Below are 20,571 nucleotides of genomic sequence, written 5' to 3'. Positions count from 1 at the left end.
TTACTGACCGCTAAAGTCACAAGGTCTCCCACGAATCAGCGCCGAGGTCGACGATTGGCGTGGGAGCGGGCTAGCCCCGCGATGGGGCCGGCCCTAACCCATAACTTACTGACCGGTATAAAGCTGGTCGAACACACCACCATCGTTGAAGTGGGTCTTCTGCACCGTGCGCCAGTCACCGAAGGTCTTCTCTACCGAGAGAAATTCAACTTTCGGGAAGCGGTCGGTGTACTTGGCCAGCACCGTCGCGTCGCGCGGACGCAGGTAGTTCTGCGCGGCGATTTCCTGGGCAGCTGGCGACCACAGGTACTTCAGGTACTCCTCAGCCACTGCGCGGGTGCCTTTCTTGTCGACCACTTTGTCGACCACGCTCACCGGCGGCTCAGCTTCGGCCGACACGCTTGGATAGACCACTTCGAACTGGTCGCGGCCGAACTCGCGGGCGATCATCTCGGCTTCGTTCTCGAACGTTACCAGCACGTCGCCGATCTGGTTGGTCATGAACGTGGTAGTGGCGGCGCGGCCACCGGTGTCGAGCACTGGCGCTTGCTTGAACAGCTTGCCGACGAAGTCCTTGGCCTTGGCTTCGTCACCACCGTTTTGCAGCACGTAGCCCCAGGCCGAGAGGTAGGTGTAGCGGCCGTTACCGGAAGTCTTGGGGTTGGGCACGATCACCTGGACGCCGTCCTTGAGCAGATCAGGCCAGTCTTTCAGGGCCTTGGGGTTGCCCTTGCGAACGATGAACACGGTGGCCGAAGTGAATGGCGCGCTGTTGTTCGGCAGGCGGCTGACCCAGTTATCCGGGACCAGTTTGCCGTTGTCGACCAGGGCATTGATGTCAGTGGCCATGTTCATGGTGATGACGTCAGCCGGCAGGCCGTCGATCACCGCCCGCGCTTGCTTGCTCGAACCGCCGAAGGACATCTGCAGGTTGACCTTCTCTTTGTGCTCGGCCTCCCAGTGCTTCTGGAACGCTGAGTTGTAGTCCTTGTAGAAGTCGCGCATTACGTCGTAGGAGACGTTCAGCAGGGTGGGCGCGGCCTGGGCCAGGTTGCCGAGGGTGAGCCCGGCGGCCATTAGCGAGGCAGTGAACAGTTTTTTCACGACGCATTCCTTGTTCTTGAAGAGTGTGGGCAGTTTGCCAGCGACTATAGCGGGTGCTCGACAGGCGTTTAAAGAACAAAAAACGCTTTGGTTATTCCGCCTTGGGAAATAGCGCATTGCCGCAGCGTGAGCAGAATGCAGCGCCGTGTTCATGGTGCTTTTTCCGGCAGGTCGGGCAGTCGTGCTGCAGCTGTTCACCGCGCATGGCGTTGGCCAGCTCAGCGGTAAAAATGCCGGTGGGCACGGCGATGATCGAGTAACCGGTGATCATCACCAGCGACGACAGCACTTGGCCCAGCGGGGTCTTCGGTACGATGTCGCCAAAGCCCACCGTAGTGAGGGTGACGATGGCCCAGTAGATGCCCTTGGGGATGCTGGTAAAGCCATGCTCGGGGCCTTCGATCACGTACATCAAGGTGCCGAACACCGTGACCAGGGTCGATACCGTGACCAGGAACACGATGATCTTCTGCTTGCTGCCGCGCAGCGCTGCCATCAGGTAGTTGGCTTGCTTGAGGTACTGGCCAAGCTTGAGCACGCGGAAGATGCGCAGCATGCGGATCACCCGGATGATCAGCAGGTACTGGGCGTCGCTGTAGTACAGGGCGATGACCCCAGGCACGATCGCCAGCAGATCGACCAGGCCGTAGAAGCTGAAGGCGTAGCGCAAGGGCTTGGGCGAGCAGTACAGGCGGGTCAGGTACTCGGCGAGGAAGATCGCCGTAAAGCCCCACTCGATGGCGGCGAGCAACCCGGCGTAGCCTTGGTGAACTTCATCGATACTGTCGAGGATCACCGTCACCAGGCTGGCGAGGATGATCAGCAGGAGGATCTTGTCGAAGCGTCTGCCAGCGTCGGTGTCGGTCTGGAAGACGATGATGTAGAGCCGCTCGCGCAGGCTCGCAGGGGTATCCATGGGCGCGTTCCATTGTGCAATGGCCAGAGCCTAGGGGCTGCCCCTCAGCTGTGCAAGCGGCGCGGATTGCCTCCTTGGAGCAAACGCGGCAAGCGTGCGCCCAGGTGCAGCAGCCAGCAAGCGGCAATGAACGGTGCGGTCAGGCCGGCAATCGGCAGCAGGTTGAACAGCGGCTGCAGCACAATCGCCAGGATGATCGCCAGCAGGGGCAGCCAGGGCCGTTCGCGTTGCGCGCTGAAGGCCAAGGCCGCCAGCGCTGCGTTGAAGCCGAGCAGGCCCATCCAGGCGGTCTGCGCCTCCCCGGCCAGCAGCGCGACGCTGCCGCCCAGCGCCGAGCCGAGCAGGGCCCACAGCGCTGCGTAGCGGTTGGCGATGAACAGGCCAATGGCGATCAACAGGCCGGCCAAAGGCTGGTCGAGGAGAAACACCTGACCCAAGCCGCGCGCCAGGGCATGGATGGGATTGGCTTCGACCGGTGCAGCGGCGCTGGAGGGTTCGGCGAGCAGCAGGGCGGCCCAGCCGAGCAGCACGAACGGCGCGGTGTAGGCCGGAAGCAGGCAGGTGCCGCGTTTGCGCCACTGCTGGACAAAGATGCTCGAGAGGCCGCCAGCGGCGATGATCAGCGGTGGCAGGATCGCCGACCATGGCAGCACTGCGCTGAACAGGATGCCGATCAACACGCCGTTATAGCTGTACAACCCAGCCTGGCGGTCGGCGCGCGGATAGCCGCGGCGCTGTGCGGTGAGCAGGCCGGCCAGGGCGCCGAGCAGGGCGCCGCCGACCAGGTTGGGGGCGGTCAGCAGGATTGCCAACAGGCAGCACAAGCCGCACAGCGGGTTGCGCTGCAGCAAGACCTGGCTGAAGCCATTGAGCAGCGCCGTGGCCCAGTCGGGGCACGGGTTGACGAAATTTTTGGTGTACATGGGCAGTCAGCAAGGTTGATGGTGAGCGGTGGGCCTCTTTGGGCCTCGGGTTTTCCGCAGTGTCGAACAGTGCAACGGTAGCGTGGGAGCGGGTTTGCCTCGCGATAGCGAGCGTGGCTCCAGCTCAGTTATCGCGGGGCAAGCCCGCTCCCACGACGCGCGTTAGATCAGCGTCTCGATCCGCAGCGTGTTAGTCGTCCCCGGTTTGCCGAAAGGCACACCGGCGGTGATCAGCAGCGTGTCACCGCGGCTGGCCATGCCTTGCGCCTGGGCAATTTCCAGCGCCGTCGAGCAGATCTCATCGACCTGACGCAGGCGGTCGTTGACCACCGAGTGCACACCCCAGGTCACGCTCAGGCGGCGGGCGGTGACCAGGTTCGGCGTCAGGTTGAGGATCGGCGCGCGTGGTCGCTCACGTGCCGCGCGCAGGGTCGAAGCACCGGACTCGCTGTAGTTGACCAGCACCGCCACCGGCAAGATGCCGCTGATGCGACGGATCGCGCAGCTGATCGCATCCGACATGGTCGCCTCGGCCTTGGGCCGGCCGACGTCCAGTTGCGCCTGGTAATCCGGGCCGTTCTCGACCTGGCGGATGATCTTGCTCATCATCTGCACCGCTTCGAGCGGGTAGTCGCCCGAGGCGGTTTCGGCCGACAGCATCACCGCGTCTGCGCCTTCGGCCACGGCATTGGCCACGTCGGTGACTTCAGCGCGGGTCGGGGCAGGGGCGAAGCGCATCGATTCGAGCATCTGCGTCGCCACCACCACCGGCCGGCCCAATTGACGGCAGGTGTTGATGATGCGTTTCTGGATCTGCGGCACGCTTTCGGCCGGCACCTCTACGCCCAGGTCACCGCGGGCGACCATGATCGCATCGGACAGCTCGGCGATTGCCTGCAATTGATCGACCGCCGAAGGCTTCTCGATCTTGGCCATCAGGTAGGCGCGATCACCGATCAGTTGGCGTGCTTCGATGATGTCCTGCGGGCGTTGGACGAACGACAGCGCCACCCAGTCCACGCCCAGTTCCAGGCCAAAGGCCAGGTCGCGGCGGTCTTTCTCGGTCAGCGGGCTGAGTTCGAGCACCGCTTGCGGCACGTTGACGCCTTTGCGATCGGACAGCTCGCCACCAGCCAGCACCTCGGTGTCAATCGCGTCGCTGTGCTTGGCCGTCACCCGCAGGCGCAGCTTGCCGTCGTCGAGCAACAGGTCCATGCCCGGTTCCAGCGCGGCGATGATCTCGGGGTGCGGCAGGTTGACCCGGCGGCTGTCGCCTGGGGTGCTATCCAGATCCAGGCGCAGGGCCTGGCCGCGTTGCAGCTGGACCTTGCCGTCGGCAAAACGGCCGACGCGCAGCTTCGGCCCTTGCAGGTCCATGAGGATGCCCAGCGGGTAGTTCAGCTGCTGCTCGACTTCGCGGATCCACTGATAGCGCAGGGCGTGGTCGGCATGTTCGCCGTGGCTGAAGTTGAGGCGGAAGATGTTCACTCCGGCTTCGACCAGTTGGCGGATGTCATCGACGCCGTTGATCGCAGGGCCGAGGGTAGCGAGGATTTTGACTTTTTTATCAGGCGTCATGATTGGGCAGTCTCAAGGATCAGGATGGCGCGGAAGTCGTTGACGTTGGTGCGGGTCGGTTCGGTGACGATCAGCGCATCCAGCGCGGCGAAATAGCCGTAGCCGTTGTTGTTGTCCAGTTCATCGCTGGCTGACAGGCCCAGGGCGGCGGCGCGGGCGAAGCTCTCCGGGGTCATGATGGCGCCGGCGTTCTCTTCCGAGCCATCGATACCGTCGGTGTCACCGGCCAGGGCATATACGCCCGGCACGCCCTTGAGGCTTTCGGTGAGGCTGAGCAGGAACTCGGCGTTGCGCCCGCCACGGCCGTTGCCGCGCACGGTCACGGTGGTCTCGCCGCCGGAGAGGATCACGCAGGGCGCCTTCAGTGGCTGGCCGTGCAGAACGATCTGCCGGGCAATGCCGGCATGTACCTTGGCCACTTCGCGTGACTCGCCTTCCAGGTCACCCAGGATCAACGGGCTGAAGCCGGCTTGGCGGGCCTTGACCGCGGCCGCTTCCAGCGACTGCTGGGGCTTGGCGATCAATTGGAAATGGCTGCGGGCCAGAGCCGGGTCATCGGCCTTGACGGTTTCCGAGGCGGGGTTGTTCAGCCAGTCGAGGACGGCCTTGGGCGCATCGATGTTGTAGCGCTTGATGATCGCCAGAGCATCGGCCGAGGTGCTCGGGTCGGCCACGGTCGGGCCGGAGGCGATCACCGTGGCCAGGTCGCCCGGTACGTCGGAGATGGCGTAGGTGTACACGGTGGCCGGCCAGCAGGCCTTGGCCAGGCGTCCGCCCTTGATCGCCGAGAGGTGCTTGCGCACGCAGTTCATTTCGCCGATGGTCGCGCCGGACTTGAGCAGCGCCTTGTTGATCTGTTGCTTGTCGGCCAGGGTCAGGCCCTCAGCCGGCAATGCCAGCAGGGCCGAGCCGCCGCCGGACAGCAGGAAGATCACCCGATCGTCTTCGCACAGGTTGCTGACCAGTTCCAGCACGCGCTTGGCTACCGCCAGGCCGGCGGCATCGGGGACCGGGTGGGCGGCTTCGACAACCTCGATCTTCTGGCAGTTGGCGCCATGGCCGTAGCGGGTCACGACCAGGCCGGAGACTTCGCCCTGCCAGCTTTTTTCGACCACTTCAGCCATGGCCGCGGCGGCTTTGCCGGCACCAATGACAATGACCCGGCCGCTACGGTCGGCGGGCAGGTGGGGCTCGAGGACCTGGCGGGGGTGGGCGGCAGCGATGGCTGTGTCGAACAGCTCGCGGAGTAATTGTTGCGGATCGACCGACATGGCAGGCTCCCAAATTCTTGTTGTTCTGCAAAATCGAAAACGCCCCTGGAACTGCCTCCGTGCAGGCTGAACCAGGGGCGGTGTTGCGCGTTGCCAGCGATGGCCTGTGGTTGCAAGTTCATCGCTGGTGGATTCTTCGCGGGCCCCACAGGTAGCCCACAGTTCTCAGGTTCAGCGCTGAACCTGTAGGAGCGGGCTTGCCCGCGAAGAGGCCAGTGAGGCTAGCAATGGCTTACTTGTCGCCGCGGATCGAGAAGTTGGCCATGTGCTCCAGGCCTTTGATCAGCGCCGAGTGGTCCCAGTTGCCGCCACCGAGGGCGACGCAGGTGCTGAACACTTGCTGGGCGTTGGAGGTGTTGGGCAGGTTGATGCCCAGCTCCTTGGCGCCTTGCAGGGCCAGGTTCAGGTCCTTCTGGTGCAGGTTGATGCGGAAGCCCGGATCGAAGGTGCCTTTGATCATGCGCTCGGCATGCACTTCAAGGATCTTCGAGGAAGCGAAGCCACCCATCAGTGCTTCACGCACCTTGGCAGGATCGGCGCCGTTCTTGGCAGCGAACAGCAGCGCTTCGCTGACAGCCTGAATGTTCAGGGCGACGATGATCTGGTTGGCGACCTTGGCCGTCTGGCCGTCGCCATTGCCGCCAACGCGGGTGATGTTCTTGCCCATGGCTTCGAACAGCGGCAGGGCGCGCTCGAAGGCTTTCGGGCAGCCACCGACCATGATGCTCAGGGTCGCGGCCTTGGCCCCGACTTCACCGCCCGACACGGGCGCGTCGAGGTAGGCGGCGCCGGTGGCCTTGATCTTCTCGGCAAAGGCTTTGGTGGCAGTTGGCGAGATCGAGCTCATGTCGATCACCACCTTGTTCGGGCCAACGCCTTCGCCAACGCCGTTTTCACCGAACAGCACGGCCTCGACCTGCGGGGTATCGGGGACCATGACGATGATGAATTCAGCTTCCTGGGCCACTTCTTTGGGGTTGGCCAGGGCCACCGCGCCAGCGGCGATCAGGTCGGCCGGGGCGGCGTCGTGGTGGGTGGAGACGAACAGGCTGTGACCTGCTTTTTGCAGGTTCTGGGCCATGGGCTTGCCCATGATGCCGGTGCCGATAAATCCGATTTTAGCCATGAGAATTTGCCTCTTTGTATTTGTGATATCTCAAGCGAACCAAGGCCTCTGTGGGAGCGGGCTTGTCGAAGCGTCGAACCGCTGCGAAACAGGCGATGCGGTGGATGGCACCGGCTGTGCCGGTGTTCGCGGGCAAGCCCGCTCCCACAGGGTTTGTTGTTTCACAGAGGGCCTGTGTTCAGCCCTTCAGATAGCGTTATGGGTCTTCAGCCAGCCCAGGCCAGCCTCGGTGGTGGTCAGCGGCTTGTATTCCGCGCCCACCCAGCCCTGGTAACCGATGCGGTCCAGGTGCTCGAACAGGAAGCGGTAGTTGATCTCACCGGTGCCTGGCTCGTTGCGGCCGGGGTTGTCGGCCAGCTGGATGTGGTTGATCAGCTTCAGGTTGGCTTGCATGGTGCGAGCCAGGTCACCTTCCATGATCTGCATGTGGTAGATGTCGTATTGCAGGAACAGGTTGTCGCTGCCGACTTCGGCCTGGATTTCCAGGGCCTGTTGGGTAGTGTTCAGGTAGAAGCCTGGGATGTCGCGGGTGTTGATCATTTCCATGACCAGGCGAATCCCGGCAGCCTTGAGTTTGTCGGCGGCGAACTTGAGGTTGTCGACGAAGGTCTTGCGCACATCGGCGCATTGCAGGCCTTGTGGACGGATACCGGCCAGGCAGTTGACCTGGGTGTTGCCCAGGACCTTGGCGTATTCGATGGCCTTGTCGACGCCGCTGCGGAACTCTTCGACACGGTCCGGGTGGCAGGCGATGCCGCGCTCACCCTTGCCCCAGTCGCCGGCAGGCAGGTTGAACAGCACCTGGGTCAGGCCGTGGGCGTCGAGCTGCTGCTTGATCAGGTCGGCGCTGAAGTCATACGGGAAGAGGTATTCGACACCGCTGAAGCCAGCGTCGGCGGCGGCCTTGAAGCGGGCCAGGAAGTCCTGCTCGGTGAACAGCATGGACAGGTTGGCAGCGAAGCGAGGCATGGTTGTCTCCTTTGCAGATGAAGGCCCCCGGCACAACCGGCGCGGGGGCGTCAGGCAATCAGTCGAGCATCGAGATCGCAGTTGGCGCGTCGTTGCCAACCAGGGCGAGGTCTTCGAACTCGTTGACCGCGTTGATCTCGGTGCCCATGGAAATGTTGGTCACACGCTCGAGGATCACTTCAACCACGACCGGCACGCGGAATTCTTCGGCCATTTTCTGCGCCTTGAGCAGGGCAGGGGCGATCTCGCCTGGCTCGAATACGCGCAGGGCCTTGCAACCCAGGCCTTCGACCACGGCAACGTGATCGACACCGTAGCTGCCGGCTTCGGTCGAGTTGATGTTCTCGAACGCCAGTTGTACACAGTAATCCATGTCGAAGCCACGCTGCGCCTGGCGGATCAGGCCAAGGTAGGCGTTGTTCACCAGCACGTGGACGTACGGCAGGTTGAACTGCGCGCCGACTGCCAGTTCTTCGATCATGAACTGGAAGTCGTAGTCACCCGAGAGGGCAACGACCTTGCGTTGCGGGTCGGCCTTGACCACGCCCAGTGCTGCTGGAATGGTCCAGCCCAGCGGGCCGGCCTGGCCGCAGTTGATCCAGTGGCGTGGCTTGTAGACGTGGAGGAATTGCGCGCCAGCGATCTGCGACAGGCCGATGGTGCTGACGTAGCAGGTGTCCTTGCCGAACACTTGGTTCATTTCTTCGTAGACGCGCTGCGGCTTGACCGGCACGTTGTCGAAGTGAGTCTTGCGCTGCAGGCTCGACTTGCGCTGTTGGCAGTCTTCCAGCCAAGCGCCACGGTCCTTGAGCTTGCCAGCGGCTTTCCACTCGCGCGCCACTTCGAGGAACACATCCAGCGCCTTGCCGGCGTCAGACACGATGCCCAGGTCCGGGGTGAACACACGGCCGATCTGGGTCGGTTCGATATCGACGTGAACGAACTTGCGGCCTTCGGTGTAGACGTCGACGGAACCGGTGTGGCGGTTGGCCCAACGGTTGCCGATACCGAACACCAGGTCAGATTTGAGCAGGGTGGCATTGCCGTAGCGGTGCGAGGTCTGCAGACCGACCATGCCGACCATTTGCGGGTGGTCGTCAGGGATGGTGCCCCAGCCCATCAGGGTCGGGATGACCGGTACGCCGGTCAGCTCGGCGAACTCGACCAGCTTGTCGCTGGCATCGGCGTTGATGATGCCACCACCGGCAACCAGCAGGGGGCGCTCGGCGTCATTGAGCAGGGCCAGGGCCTTCTCGGCTTGCACGCGGCTGGCCGATGGCTTGTTGACTGGCAGTGGCTCGTAGGCGTCGATATCAAACTCGATCTCAGCCATCTGCACGTCGAACGGCAGGTCGATCAGCACCGGGCCCGGGCGGCCGCTGCGCATTTCGAAGAAGGCCTTCTGGAAGGCGTAAGGCACTTGGCCTGGCTCCAGAACAGTGGTGGCCCACTTGGTCACTGGCTTGACGATGTTGGTGATGTCGACTGCCTGGAAGTCTTCCTTGTGCAGGCGTGCGCGCGGCGCTTGGCCGGTGATGCAGAGGATCGGGATGGAGTCGGCGGATGCACTGTACAGGCCGGTGACCATGTCGGTGCCGGCAGGGCCGGAGGTGCCGATGCACACGCCGATATTGCCTGGGTTGGCACGGGTGTAGCCCTCGGCCATGTGCGAGGCACCTTCGACGTGACGAGCGAGGACATGATCGATGCCACCGACTTTTTTCAGGGCCGAGTACAGCGGGTTGATGGCAGCCCCTGGGATGCCGAACGCGGTATCTACACCTTCACGGCGCATGACCAGAACGGCTGCATCGATTGCTCTCATTTTGCTCATGGGTTGTGCCTCATCGATTTTGTAATTGTATACAACTTGCTCTGCGCCAGAGTGTATTCACGCTCGGCGGCTTAGGTCAATCCATTTTCATCGGGACGAGTGGCTTTCGTCGGGATGCCTATGAAAACGGCGTTTCGTCTGATCGTGCACGATCGTCTAAAAATATTGTATACAAAAACAGTTGCCGTTGTGTTCTATTTGTCCGATCGAATTTCAACTGCCCTCAGGGCTTCTCACAACAAGAAGAGGACCTTTGCAATGACTACATTGACTCTGAAAGTCGCTGTCAGCGTGGTGAACGCCGCGCTGGCCGCTGGCCGCAAGATCAACGCCGCACCACTGACCGTGGCGGTGCTCGATGCCGGTGGGCATCTGCTGGCGCTGCAGCGTGAAGATGGCGCCAGCCTGTTGCGGCCGCAGGTGGCCACCGGTAAAGCCTGGGGCGCGATTGCGCTGGGCAAGGGCTCGCGTCTGCTGGCGCTGGATGCGCAGCAGCGGCCGGCGTTTTTCGCTGCCTTGAACGGGCTGGGTGAGCGGCCGGTGGTGCCGGCGCCGGGCGGTGTGCTGATTCGTGATCAGGACGGCAAAGTGCTGGGAGCGGTGGGGATCAGCGGGGATACTTCGGATATCGATGAGCAGTGCGCGATCAGTGCGATCGAGGAGGCGGGGTTGACTGCCGATGCGGGCGTTGCGGCTTAAGCGATAGTTGTCAGTTGCACCCCTATCGCGGGGTAAGCCCGCTCCCACGAAGACTGCATGCTACCTAGGGACAGTGCAGGTAGTCCACGTGGGAGCGGGCTTGCCCCGCGATTGCGGCTCTCAGGCCGCCTCGGGTTCACATCCCTTCAGCACCAGGCGAATGATAGTCTCCGCCGCCGCTTCATAATCACTGTCAGCCAACTTGGCCTTGCCGGTGACTGCCGAAATCTGCCAATCGAAATCCGCATAGGTCTGGGTCGCCGCCCAGATGCTGAACATCAGGTGATGAGCATCGACGGGGGCGATCTGCTTGCGATCGATCCAGCGCTGGATGCACTCGATGTTGTGCCTGGCCTGTTCGTTGAGCTGCTCGACCTGGCTGGGCGACAGGTGCGGCGCGCCGTGCATGATCTCGCTGGCGAACACTTTGGAGGCATGTGGCAGGTCGCGCGAGATGCGGATCTTCGAGCGGATGTAGGAACTCAACACTTGCTTGGGGTCACCATCGGCATTGAACGGCGTCGAGGCCTGCATGATCGGCGCGATGATGCTTTCCAGGACCTCGCGGTAGAGGTTGTCCTTGGATTTGAAGTAGTAATACACGTTCGGCTTGGGCAGGCCTGCCTTGGCCGCGATGTCGCTGGTCTTGGTGGCGGCGAAGCCCTTGTCGGCGAATTCCTCGCTGGCCGCGCGCAGGATCAGTTCCTTGTTGCGCTCGCGAATGGTGCTCATGGTCAGGGATCTTCCTCGCAATGGTCGCCTCTAAGAGGGATCGGCCATGGTAGCACCGGCCTTGACGGGCGCTCAAGGCAGGGTGTTTGGGCTAGAATTCGACGATTCACTCAATGGGAAACCGGCAAACATGGCAGGAAGCAGTCTACTGGTACTGATCGACGACATCGCCACGGTGCTCGACGATGTCTCGCTGATGACCAAGGTCGCGGCGAAAAAGACCGCTGGCGTGCTCGGTGACGATTTGGCACTGAACGCCCAGCAAGTCACTGGCGTGCGTGCCGAACGGGAAATCCCGGTGGTCTGGGCGGTGGCCAAGGGTTCGTTCCTGAACAAGCTGATCCTGGTTCCGGCGGCGCTGTTGATCAGTGCCTTCATTCCTTGGGCGGTGATCCCGTTGCTGATGCTGGGCGGGGCTTATCTGTGCTTCGAGGGCTTCGAGAAGCTGGCGCACAAGTTTCTCCACAGCAAGGCCGAGGATGCCGCCGAGCACGGCGCCCGCGCCGAAGCGGTGGCAGATCCGAATGTCGATCTGGTGGCCTATGAGAAGGACAAGATCAAGGGCGCGGTGCGCACCGACTTCATCCTCTCGGCGGAGATCATCGCCATTACCCTGGGTACGGTGGCCGACGCCCCGCTGGCGCAGCAGATCATCGTGCTGTCGGGTATCGCCATCGTCATGACCATTGGTGTGTATGGCCTGGTGGCCGGCATCGTCAAGCTCGATGACCTTGGCCTGTGGCTGACCCAAAAAGCCTCGCGTGCGGCGCAGGCGGTGGGGAACGCAATTCTGCGCACCGCGCCGTACATGATGAAGAGTCTGTCGGTGATCGGTACTGCGGCGATGTTTTTGGTCGGCGGCGGGATTCTGGTGCATGGCATTGCGCCGTTGCATCATGCCATCGAAGCCTTCAGCGAAGGGCGCGGCGGGGCACTGACCGGGGCGTTGCTCAATGGGCTTGCCGGGGTGGTTGCCGGGGCCGTGGTGCTGGTGGTGGTCAGCGTGCTGGGTAAGGTTTGGCGGGTGGTACGTCCTGCTAGCTGATGTCAATCGTGGGGAGCGAGCTTGCCCTGCGATTGCGTCGTCAATGAAATCGCTATCGCGGGGCAAGCCCGCTCCCACAGGTTAGCAGCGTTATACCTGTAGGAGCGGGCTTGCCCGCGAAGGGCCGCAGAGCGGCCCCGAACACTCAGATCAGAAGTGCACCTTGACCAACAGGCTCGCGGTGTTCTGGTCGGTGGTGAACGCATCGGAATCCTTGATCCCGTACTTGTTCTTCCAGTAGTCGTACTCGATACCGACGTACAGCTGCTTCTCGCCAAAGTGCAGCGCCTTGCCCAGGTCATACTTGATCTGTGGGTTGAAGTGCAGGTTGGCCTGATAGGTGCCGCGACGGTTCTCGTCGTTATCCACCACCCAATCCATGAAGCCATCGATGAGGATGTCGGACGAGCCGACCGGGATGGTGTACGACCACACTGGGGTGATCTGCCAGACGTTGTCACCGGGGCGGCTGCCATCGGTGGTGCGCTGGTAGAAGTTCAGCTGGAAGTAATCGAAGCCTGGGATATCCAGGTCAAAACCAGGACCGATCAGGTACGCCTCGGTATCACCCTCGCCGAACTCGTAGGTCATCGCCAACAGCACGTCCTTGACCGGGCCGAAGGCGATCTTCTGATCGAAGATCTTGCCGAACGACAGGCGCGGGCTGATCTCGCCGTAGTAGGTGTTGGGGCCATTGCTGGCGTCTTTCTTGCCCTGGTAGAAGATCTTGTCGACAAAGATGAAGTTGTCGCCGTACTTCCAACCATCGGCGTGCTCGAAGGTGAAGGTCTGCTGGGTCTCTGGGTTGACCTTGAAGTTCTTGCCCCAGAGGTAGGTCAGGCTGTTGTTCTGCCACTGCAGCAGGTCACCGGCGACGCTGGCGCCAGAGGCCAGCAGGCCGCCAGCGAGGATCAGGCTATTGATGGTACGCATTGCGTGTGTCGCTCCCTTGAGTCGGATCTGTTGTCAGCGCTCGGTGGCGGCGCTGTTCTTGTCTTTTGAGTCAGCTTTTTTCGAGTGGCCACAGCTATTTGGCAAGAGCTGCGCCAACTTTCCGGGTTGGTCACAACCATCCTGCTCGACGTCTTTCTGAACGGATGAAATGGGTAACTTGAGGCTGGCAAAACGTTGGCCAACCGCCCGAATTCATTGACTGAGCGGTCAGTAAACGCAGGCAGAAATCATTCTGCCCTGAGCGAGGGGGCGCGCAGATTACTCACTTGCGCGCCGGTCCTCAAGTGCTCCGTCCTGGAGCACTACTCACCAAACTTGGGCGTTTGGTCAGATTCTTAGAAGTGCACCTTCACCAGGGCGCTGGCGACGCTTTGATTGCTGTCGACATTGCCGCGGCTGTCGATGCCGTATTTGTCTTTCCAGTAGCTGTATTCAAAGCCCACATACAGCTGCTTGGCGCCCATGTTCAGAGCCTTGCCCAGGTCATATTTGACCTGTGGGTTGAACTGCAGGTTGGCGTGATAGGTGCCGCGGCGGGTCTGGTCGTTGTCCACTACCCAGTCGATGTAGCCATCGATAAGGATGTCGGAGCGTCCCACTGGGATGGTGTAGGACCAGGCCGGGGTAATCTGCCAAACGTTGTCACCGGGGCGGCTGCCTTCGGTGTTGCGCAGGTAGAAGTTCAGTGTGAAGTAGTTGAAGCCGGGAATCCCCAGGTCGAAACCGGGGCCGATCAGGTAGGCCTCGTTGTCGCCTTCGCCGCGTTCGTAGGTCATGGCCAGGAGCACGTCCTTGACCGGGCCGAAGGCGAAGCTCTTGCCGGTGATCTTGCCCAGTGACAGGCGCGGGCTGAACTCACCGTAGTAGGTGGTCACGCCTTTGCTTGGGTCGGCCTTGCCGTTGTAGAAGATCTTGTCGACGAACAGGAAGGTGTCGCCGTACTTCCATTTGTTGGCGTGCTCGAAGGTAATGGTCTGCTGGATGTCGGGGTTGACCTTGAAGTCTTTGCCGTACAAGTAGGTCAGGCTTTCGCCGTGCCATTGCAGCCATTCGCCTGCATGCGTGGGGAGGGTGGCCAGCAGGCTGCTGCCCAGCAACAGGGACGAGGTGATGCGCTTCATGTTGTGATTCCCGGACTTATTGTTTTTGTTGGGGTTTTTTTGGCGCAAACGCGCCCCGGGCGGCCCATTCCGGCGGGCCGACGGTGTTGCGGTACGACGAGGTTGAAAAACGGGGTGGCCGACCGCGCCACCCCGCGCACTCAGTGCTGGTGACAGGCGTCGTTATGCGCCGCCCGATCAGCGCCACCGAGGATGTTGAACAGCACGTTCAGCACCAGGGCACTGAGCGTGGCCATGGCGATACCGCTGTGGGTGATTGGCTCCATCCACTGTGGCATTTGCGCGAAGAACTCGGGCTTGACCACCGGGATCAGGCCAAAGCCCACGCTGACCGCGACCAGCAGCTGGTTGCGGCGGTCGGAGATGTCCGCCTCCTGCAAGATCTTGATCCCGGTGGCGGTGACCATGCCGAACATGGCAATGGACGCGCCGCCAAGGACCGCAGGCGGGATCGAGGCGATCAGGTAGGCCGCCTTGGGCAGCAGGCTCAGGCCGATCAGCAGCGCACCCGCGACCACCGTGACGTAGCGGCAGCGCACGCCGGTCATCTGCACCAGGCCGATGTTCTGGGCGAACGAGGAGTGGGTGAAGGTGTTGAAGAAACCGGCGACGAACGAGGCGCCAGCGTCGCACAACAGACCGCGGCGGAGCATGCCCGGGGTCACTTCGCGATCGGTCACTTTGCCCAGGGCCAGGAACATCCCGGTGGACTCGACAAAGATGATCACCACCACCAGGCACATCGACAGGATCGGCGCCAGGCTGAACGTCGGCATCCCGAAGTGCAGCGGCGTGACCACTTGCAGCCATGGCGCCTGGGCCAGGCCCGACAGATCGACCATGCCGATCGAGCCGGCCAGGATGTAGCCCAGGCCCATGCCGACCAGCACCGAAACGTTGACCCAGAAGCCGCGCATGAAGCGGTTGATCAACAGGATCACGGCCAGCACCAGGCCCGCCACCATCAGGTAGATCGGCGAGCCGAAGGTCTCGGCCTCATGCCCGCCACCGGCCCAGTTGACTGCTACCGGGAACAGCGACAGGCCAATCGAGGTAATCACGGTCCCGGTGACCAGTGGCGGGAAGAAGCGCACCACCTTGGACATGAACGGTGCGATCAGCATGCCGAAGAAGCCGGCGGCGATGGTCGCGCCGAAGATCCCCTGCAGGCCGACGCCGGGCATGCCGGCCATGGCCACCATGCTGCCGACCGCAGCAAAACTGGCGCCCATCATGACCGGCATGCGAATGCCGACAGGACCGATACCGAACGATTGGATGATGGTGGCAACGCCTGCGACCAGCAGGTCGGCGTTGATCAGGAACGCGACTTCTTCGCGCGACAGGCCAGCGGCCTGGCCGATGATCAGCGGCACGGCGATCGCGCCTCCGTACATCAGCAGAACATGTTGCAAACCTACCAGGATCAGCTGAAACAGGGGCAGGGGCTGTCGTGGCGGCGCAACGGGGATGTACGCCTTGGGTGACTCGGACATGCAGCACCTCGAGTTTTGTTCTTATTCTCGGATCCAAGCGCTGGGTCTCAATCGGCAAGCTCTGGTTAGAAAGCTAGGGGTTCCCGGTTGAGGCCTGACGCTCGATGCTTGCTTGTTGCGTACTGCGTATAGCGTAAGCGGCAAAGCCACTGCGTCTGTAGGAGCGGGCTTGCCCGCGATGGCGATAGTGCACGCTCCATCGCATTCGCGGGCAAGCCCGCTCCTACAGGTTGACGCGTCGTTGCCGCTGTCTCAATCAGTTGACTGGGGCGCCTTTGGCAATCCAGTCACCGACCAACTTGCGCTCCTCGACGGTCATCTGGGTGATGTTGCCCAGCGGCATGATCTGGCTGGCGACCGCTTGCGCTTGGATGCGCGCGGCCTGGGCCTGGATCTGCTGCGGGGTGTCGAACATCACACCGCCAGGGGCGGCGCTGAACAGCGGGCTGGTTGGCTTGGACGAGTGGCACACGGTGCAGCGTTCCTGGATGACCGTGTGGATCTTGTCGAAAGCGCCACCGGCGGCCTGGGTGCTGGCCTGAGCTGGAGCCTCGGCCGCTGCGGCAGGCGCTTGGGCGGCTTTGGCAGCTTCTTCGGCGCGCAGTTCGGCAGCGGTCTTGCCCCCTACAGCGGTCGCTGGCAGCGGCTGGTACTCGACCTGCGCGGCAGCCTGCTCAGGTGCGGTGGGCAGCGGCTTGGGACCGGTCACATAGGCCAGGCAGATCATCGCCAGGGCGCCGACAGGCAGGGTCCAGGCGAACTTGTTGCTGTCGTGGCGGGTGTTGAAGTAGTGACGGATCAGTACCGCAGCCACGGCGATCCCGGCCAGGATCAGCCAGTTGTATTGGCTGCCATAGGTGCTCGGGAAGTGGTTGCTGATCATGATGAACAGCACCGGCAGGGTGAAGTAGTTGTTATGACGCGAGCGCAGCAGGCCCTTGGCCGGCAGTACCGGATCAGGGGTCTGGTTGTTCTCGATTGCCGCCACCAGCTGGCGCTGGGCCGGCATGATGATGCGGAAAACGTTACCGACCATGATGGTGCCGATGATCGCGCCGGTGTGCAGGTACGCGCCGCGACCGCTGAACACCAGGCTGAAGCCCCAGCAGGCGGCGATGATCAGCACGAACAGCACACCGCCGAGCAGGGCGGGGCGCTTGCCCAGTGGCGAGTCGCAGAGGAAGTCGTAGATGAACCAGCCGGCGACCAGCGAGCCGATACCGATCGCCACGCCTTCGGCACCGCTGAGGGTGCTGCCTGGTGCCAGCAGGTACAGGGTCGGGTTCCAGTAGAACACCACGCACAGCAGGGCGATACCGGACATCCAGGTGAAATAGGCTTCCCATTTGAACCAGTGCAGGTTCTCAGGCATTTTCGGCGGGGCCAGCTTGTACTTCTCCAGGTGGTAGATACCACCACCATGGATGGCCCAGAGATCACCTGACAACCCATCGCGCGGGTTGCTTCGATTCAGGTGGTTCTCGAGCCAGACGAAGTAGAACGATGCACCGATCCAGGCCACGCCGGTGATCATGTGAACCCAGCGAATGCTCAGGTTCAGCCATTCGTGAAGGTGTGCTTCCACAGTATGTACCTCTTGCCGGTCACGGTTCAGGCACTGAGCATGTCGCCCAGTGCTTGGATGACCGACCTTTTCTTATTGGTGGGGATTGAGGATCAGCATCTGTTCCTCGGTGAAATAATGCTCGTCGCAGTTGTTGCCGGAACCACTGCGATCAACCACCAGGAAGTCATCCCGCTTTTCGATCGTCAGCACCGGGTGGTGCCAAACGCCGCGATGGTAATTAATGCCCTGCCTGCCGTTGCTGCGGAAAGCGCGGACCAAACCTGATACAGGTACATCGCCAACTGGCGCGACCACGATCAGAAAGGGGTTGCCGAGCAGCGGAATGAAAGCCTGGCTGCCCAGCGGATGGCGTTCGAGCATGCGTACGGTCAAGGGCATCTCCAGGGCGTCGGCGCGGAAGATGCTGATGATCGCTTTGTCCTCGGGCTCGGCGGTTTCGACCGTGGCGAGCTTGTGGAAGCGCATGGTCGAGCCGTTGTTGATCATGAAGTGGTCGCTGCCATCGGTTTCGATCACGTCACCGAATGGGGCGAAGGCTTCTTTGGTCAGGGGCTCGATCACTAGTGTGCGCATGCTTGTTATCTCTTTTTTCTATGTTCTATGTAGGGTTGGACAACTGCCTTGGGTCAGGCCCTGGGTGCGCTCACGTGGTGCACTCGGGCCAGGCCTTGATGGTGTGTCCTTACAATTGCAGCAGGCGGAACAGCGCGATCAGGTTGATCTGCGCCAGGGCTTCCTTGAATTCGGTATCGGCATCGTTGTGGATGCGTTTTTCGAAGGCGGCGAGAATCTGGTGCCGGTTGCTGCCCTTGACCGCCATGATGAACGGGAATTGGAACTTGGCCTTGTAGGCATCGTTGAGTTCGGTGAAGCGAGCGAACTCTTCGGCGGTGCACTGGTGGATACCGGCGCCGGCCTGCTCGTTGGTGCTCGACTCGGTCAGCTCGCCCTGGATCGCGGCCTTGCCAGCGAGGTCCGGGTGAGCGTTGATCAGGGCCAGTTGGTCGCTGTGGTTGGCGCTCAGGAGGATATCGCTCATGCGCTGGTGCAGCGCCTCGATCTCGTCCAGCTCGACCCGTTGGCCGAGGTCATAGGCCTTCTCGGCGACCCACGGCGAGTGCTCGTAGATGTCGGCGAAGGCACTGACGAAGGCGTCGCGGCTCAGGGTCGATGGCGTGAGGGTCTTGAAGGCGGTCATCAGGCGTTCTCTTTCTTGTACGGGTGGGTGGTGTGCCAGTGGCGGGCAATATCCACGCGACGGGCGAACCAGACCTGCTCATGGCTCTTGGCGTATTCGACGAAGCGCTTCAGTGCAGCCAGGCGAGCCGGGCGGCCGACCAGGCGGCAGTGCAGGCCGATCGAGAGCATTTTCGGCGCCTCGGCACCTTCTTCGTAGAGCACGTCGAAGGCGTCCTTGAGGTACTGGAAGAACTGCTCACCGCAGTTGAAGCCCTGCACCTGGGTGAAGCGCATGTCATTGGTGTCCAGGGTGTAGGGAATCACCAGGTGCGGCTTGTCGGTCGGGTTGTTCGGCTCCCAGTAGGGCAGGTCGTCGTCGTAGGTGTCGCTGTCATAGAGGAAGCCGCCTTCCTCCATCACCAGGCGGCGGGTGTTCGGCCCGGTGCGGCCGGTGTACCAGCCCAGTGGGCGTTCGCCGGTGAGTTCGGTGAGGATGCGGATGGCTTCGAGCATGTGCTCGCGCTCCTGCGCCTCGTCCATGTTCTGGTAGTCGATCCAGCGGTAGCCGTGGCTGCAGATTTCATGGCCGGCTTGGGCCATGGCGCGGATCACGTCGGGGTGGCGCTGGGCGGCCATGGCCACGGCGAAGATGGTCAGCGGTACGCCGGTGTCCTTGAACAGCTTGAGCAGGCGCCATACGCCGGCCCGGCTGCCGTACTCGTAGAGCGACTCCATGCTCATGTTGCGTTGGCCTTGCAGCGGTTGCGCCGCGACCATCTCGGAGAGGAAGGCTTCGGACTCTTTATCACCGTGCAGGATGTTGCGCTCACCACCTTCTTCGTAATTGAGGACGAAAGACAAGGCAATGCGGGCATTACCCGGCCATTGCGGGTGAGGTGGGTTGTTGCCGTAACCGATCAGGTCGCGAGGGTAGTCAGCGCTCACTGCAGTCTTCCTTCTTGTACGTGTGTGCGGGGGTGGGCGGACCCGCGTCGGGTTGTCGCACTCACCGGATGGGCTGATTGTATACAACTTCTGAAATCATTTGTAAGCCTGTTTTTCCGCATTTCTTCCCTTTTGTCGTCTGAGAATGTATTGCAAGAAACCTGCCTGTTTGGTCAGCTAATGACCTTGGCGTGTGCATGGCGCCTATATTTGGCGACTGGTGGCCTATTCTTGGGGGAGGTTACCGGGGTGTTGCGCAAGGGTCGAAAAAATTGTGTACAATTTTTAGAGAAAGTGTCTTAATGGCGCCATTCCCACACACGGTAGGCGCTTTCGTGGTGCCTGCTGGGTATTTTCTGCCCACGATTTGAACAAGAGGCGACAAGCACATGGGACGTTTGACTACTCACGTACTGGATGCTGCGCATGGCTGCCCGGGCAGCTCGATCAAGGTCGAGTTGTACCGTGTCGAAGGCCAGCAGCTGGAGTTGGTGAATACTGCGCTGACCAATAGCGATGGCCGGGTCGATGCGCCGTTGCTGCAGGGTGATGACTACCGCACTGGGGTGTACCAGTTGCAGTTCAGTGCTGGGGACTACTATCGGGCTCGGGGCGTGGCTTTGCCAGAAGCGGCGTTCCTGGATGTTGTGGTGCTGCGGTTTGGGATTGATGAAAAGCAGGAGCACTACCATGTGCCGCTGCTGATCTCGCCCTATAGCTACTCGACCTATCGTGGAAGCTAGTTGGTCGCTAGAAGAATCTTCGTAGGTCTTTGGCCCGCTCTCACACTGGCGGGCTTTTTTTCGTCTGATGGTTTTGTGGTTTTGTGGTTTTGTGGTTTTGTGGTTTTGTGGTTTTGTGTTGTTTGTGGTTTTGTGTACATATCCATTCGCGATGGCGACATTTAGGCACCCTTCCGCCCTTACGGCGGGTCACTTTTTGGCAAACGCCCGGTGTGCCGGCCCAGCCAAAAGTAACCAAAAAAGGCTGCGCTCCACCATCAGTCCCGCCCGTGGCGGGATCCCCTCGGTTCGGTGTCTTCCGGGCCCGCGCGGCCTACGATTTGCTACGCAAATCTACATCTCGCGCCT

19 protein-coding genes are annotated in these 20,571 nt (G+C 61.8%); 3 read left to right on the top strand and 16 right to left on the bottom strand.

The genetic code is table 11. The annotated features are described in order from the left end of the window. Positions 1 to 105 precede the first annotated feature (105 nt). The 8 genes from ACF8K2_RS02375 to gcl form a co-directional block, all read right to left on the bottom strand. Complete coding sequence (locus ACF8K2_RS02375; RefSeq protein WP_392463310.1) at positions 106 to 1,104, bottom strand: sulfate ABC transporter substrate-binding protein; 999 nt, start codon at positions 1,102 to 1,104, stop codon at positions 106 to 108. A 91-nt stretch (positions 1,105 to 1,195) separates the two neighbouring features. Further along, on the bottom strand, positions 1,196 to 2,020 hold the full coding sequence (locus ACF8K2_RS02370) for an ion transporter (RefSeq protein WP_368972920.1): 825 nt from the start codon (positions 2,018 to 2,020) through the stop codon (positions 1,196 to 1,198). Between the two features lie 44 nt (positions 2,021 to 2,064). Next, positions 2,065 to 2,943 (bottom strand): urea transporter, encoded by an 879-nt coding sequence (locus ACF8K2_RS02365; protein WP_392463309.1) that lies wholly within the window; start codon positions 2,941 to 2,943, stop codon positions 2,065 to 2,067. Between the two features lie 162 nt (positions 2,944 to 3,105). Further along, positions 3,106 to 4,521: a pyruvate kinase gene (gene pyk, locus ACF8K2_RS02360; RefSeq protein ID WP_186556265.1), complete on the bottom strand. Its 1,416-nt coding sequence runs from the start codon at positions 4,519 to 4,521 to the stop codon at positions 3,106 to 3,108. After that, positions 4,518 to 5,792 (bottom strand): glycerate kinase, encoded by a 1,275-nt coding sequence (locus ACF8K2_RS02355; protein ID WP_392463307.1) that lies wholly within the window; start codon positions 5,790 to 5,792, stop codon positions 4,518 to 4,520. The genes pyk and ACF8K2_RS02355 overlap by 4 nt, the downstream gene beginning before the upstream one ends. Positions 5,793 to 6,024: 232 nt before the next feature. After that, entirely contained in the window at positions 6,025 to 6,918 is an 894-nt protein-coding gene (locus ACF8K2_RS02350; RefSeq protein ID WP_186556267.1) for a 2-hydroxy-3-oxopropionate reductase, read from the bottom strand. A 186-nt stretch (positions 6,919 to 7,104) separates the two neighbouring features. Next, positions 7,105 to 7,887, bottom strand: coding sequence for a hydroxypyruvate isomerase (gene hyi / locus ACF8K2_RS02345; protein WP_186556268.1), 783 nt, complete (start codon positions 7,885 to 7,887; stop codon positions 7,105 to 7,107). Positions 7,888 to 7,945: 58 nt separating this feature from the next. Next, positions 7,946 to 9,721 carry a glyoxylate carboligase gene (gene gcl, locus ACF8K2_RS02340; protein WP_186556269.1) on the bottom strand — a complete coding sequence of 592 codons (1,776 nt, stop codon included), beginning with the start codon at positions 9,719 to 9,721 and terminating at the stop codon, positions 7,946 to 7,948. A gap of 258 nt (positions 9,722 to 9,979) precedes the next feature. Here gcl and ACF8K2_RS02335 point away from each other — a divergent pair, with 258 nt between their 5' ends. Next, positions 9,980 to 10,420 (top strand): heme-binding protein, encoded by a 441-nt coding sequence (locus ACF8K2_RS02335; RefSeq protein ID WP_186556270.1) that lies wholly within the window; start codon positions 9,980 to 9,982, stop codon positions 10,418 to 10,420. Positions 10,421 to 10,540: 120 nt separating this feature from the next. Here ACF8K2_RS02335 and ACF8K2_RS02330 read toward each other — a convergent pair whose 3' ends face one another. Beyond that, a complete protein-coding gene (locus tag ACF8K2_RS02330; protein WP_186556271.1) occupies positions 10,541 to 11,152 on the bottom strand; it encodes a TetR/AcrR family transcriptional regulator in 612 nt (203 codons plus the stop codon). Between the two features lie 130 nt (positions 11,153 to 11,282). Here ACF8K2_RS02330 and ACF8K2_RS02325 point away from each other — a divergent pair, with 130 nt between their 5' ends. After that, positions 11,283 to 12,197: a DUF808 domain-containing protein gene (locus ACF8K2_RS02325; RefSeq protein ID WP_392463304.1), complete on the top strand. Its 915-nt coding sequence runs from the start codon at positions 11,283 to 11,285 to the stop codon at positions 12,195 to 12,197. A 150-nt stretch (positions 12,198 to 12,347) separates the two neighbouring features. On the opposite strand, the gene ACF8K2_RS02320 is transcribed toward ACF8K2_RS02325, so the two are convergent. The 7 genes from ACF8K2_RS02320 to puuE form a co-directional block, all read right to left on the bottom strand. Continuing rightward, complete coding sequence (locus ACF8K2_RS02320; RefSeq protein ID WP_186556273.1) at positions 12,348 to 13,130, bottom strand: outer membrane protein OmpK; 783 nt, start codon at positions 13,128 to 13,130, stop codon at positions 12,348 to 12,350. Between the two features lie 356 nt (positions 13,131 to 13,486). Continuing rightward, positions 13,487 to 14,272, bottom strand: a complete 786-nt coding sequence (locus ACF8K2_RS02315; protein WP_186556274.1) for an outer membrane protein OmpK — start codon at positions 14,270 to 14,272, stop codon at positions 13,487 to 13,489. Positions 14,273 to 14,412: 140 nt separating this feature from the next. Then, complete coding sequence (locus ACF8K2_RS02310; protein WP_186556275.1) at positions 14,413 to 15,768, bottom strand: nucleobase:cation symporter-2 family protein; 1,356 nt, start codon at positions 15,766 to 15,768, stop codon at positions 14,413 to 14,415. 256 nt (positions 15,769 to 16,024) lie between these two features. Next, positions 16,025 to 17,353, bottom strand: a complete 1,329-nt coding sequence (locus tag ACF8K2_RS02305) for a urate hydroxylase PuuD (RefSeq protein WP_186556276.1) — start codon at positions 17,351 to 17,353, stop codon at positions 16,025 to 16,027. A gap of 72 nt (positions 17,354 to 17,425) precedes the next feature. Beyond that, complete coding sequence (locus ACF8K2_RS02300; RefSeq protein ID WP_392463302.1) at positions 17,426 to 17,929, bottom strand: ureidoglycolate lyase; 504 nt, start codon at positions 17,927 to 17,929, stop codon at positions 17,426 to 17,428. 109 nt (positions 17,930 to 18,038) lie between these two features. Continuing rightward, positions 18,039 to 18,554, bottom strand: a complete 516-nt coding sequence (gene uraD, locus ACF8K2_RS02295; protein ID WP_186556278.1) for a 2-oxo-4-hydroxy-4-carboxy-5-ureidoimidazoline decarboxylase — start codon at positions 18,552 to 18,554, stop codon at positions 18,039 to 18,041. Next, positions 18,554 to 19,480, bottom strand: coding sequence for an allantoinase PuuE (gene puuE / locus ACF8K2_RS02290; RefSeq protein ID WP_186556279.1), 927 nt, complete (start codon positions 19,478 to 19,480; stop codon positions 18,554 to 18,556). Before puuE ends, uraD begins: the two co-directional genes overlap by 1 nt. A 389-nt stretch (positions 19,481 to 19,869) precedes the next feature. Here puuE and uraH point away from each other — a divergent pair, with 389 nt between their 5' ends. Further along, positions 19,870 to 20,223, top strand: coding sequence for a hydroxyisourate hydrolase (gene uraH, locus ACF8K2_RS02285; protein WP_186556280.1), 354 nt, complete (start codon positions 19,870 to 19,872; stop codon positions 20,221 to 20,223). Positions 20,224 to 20,571 lie beyond the last annotated feature (348 nt).

It is taken from the genome of Pseudomonas sp. xss_2, assembly GCF_043104195.1.
Taxonomy (GTDB): domain Bacteria; phylum Pseudomonadota; class Gammaproteobacteria; order Pseudomonadales; family Pseudomonadaceae; genus Aquipseudomonas; species Aquipseudomonas urmiensis.
This window is presented reverse-complemented; position numbering and strand designations above follow the sequence as displayed.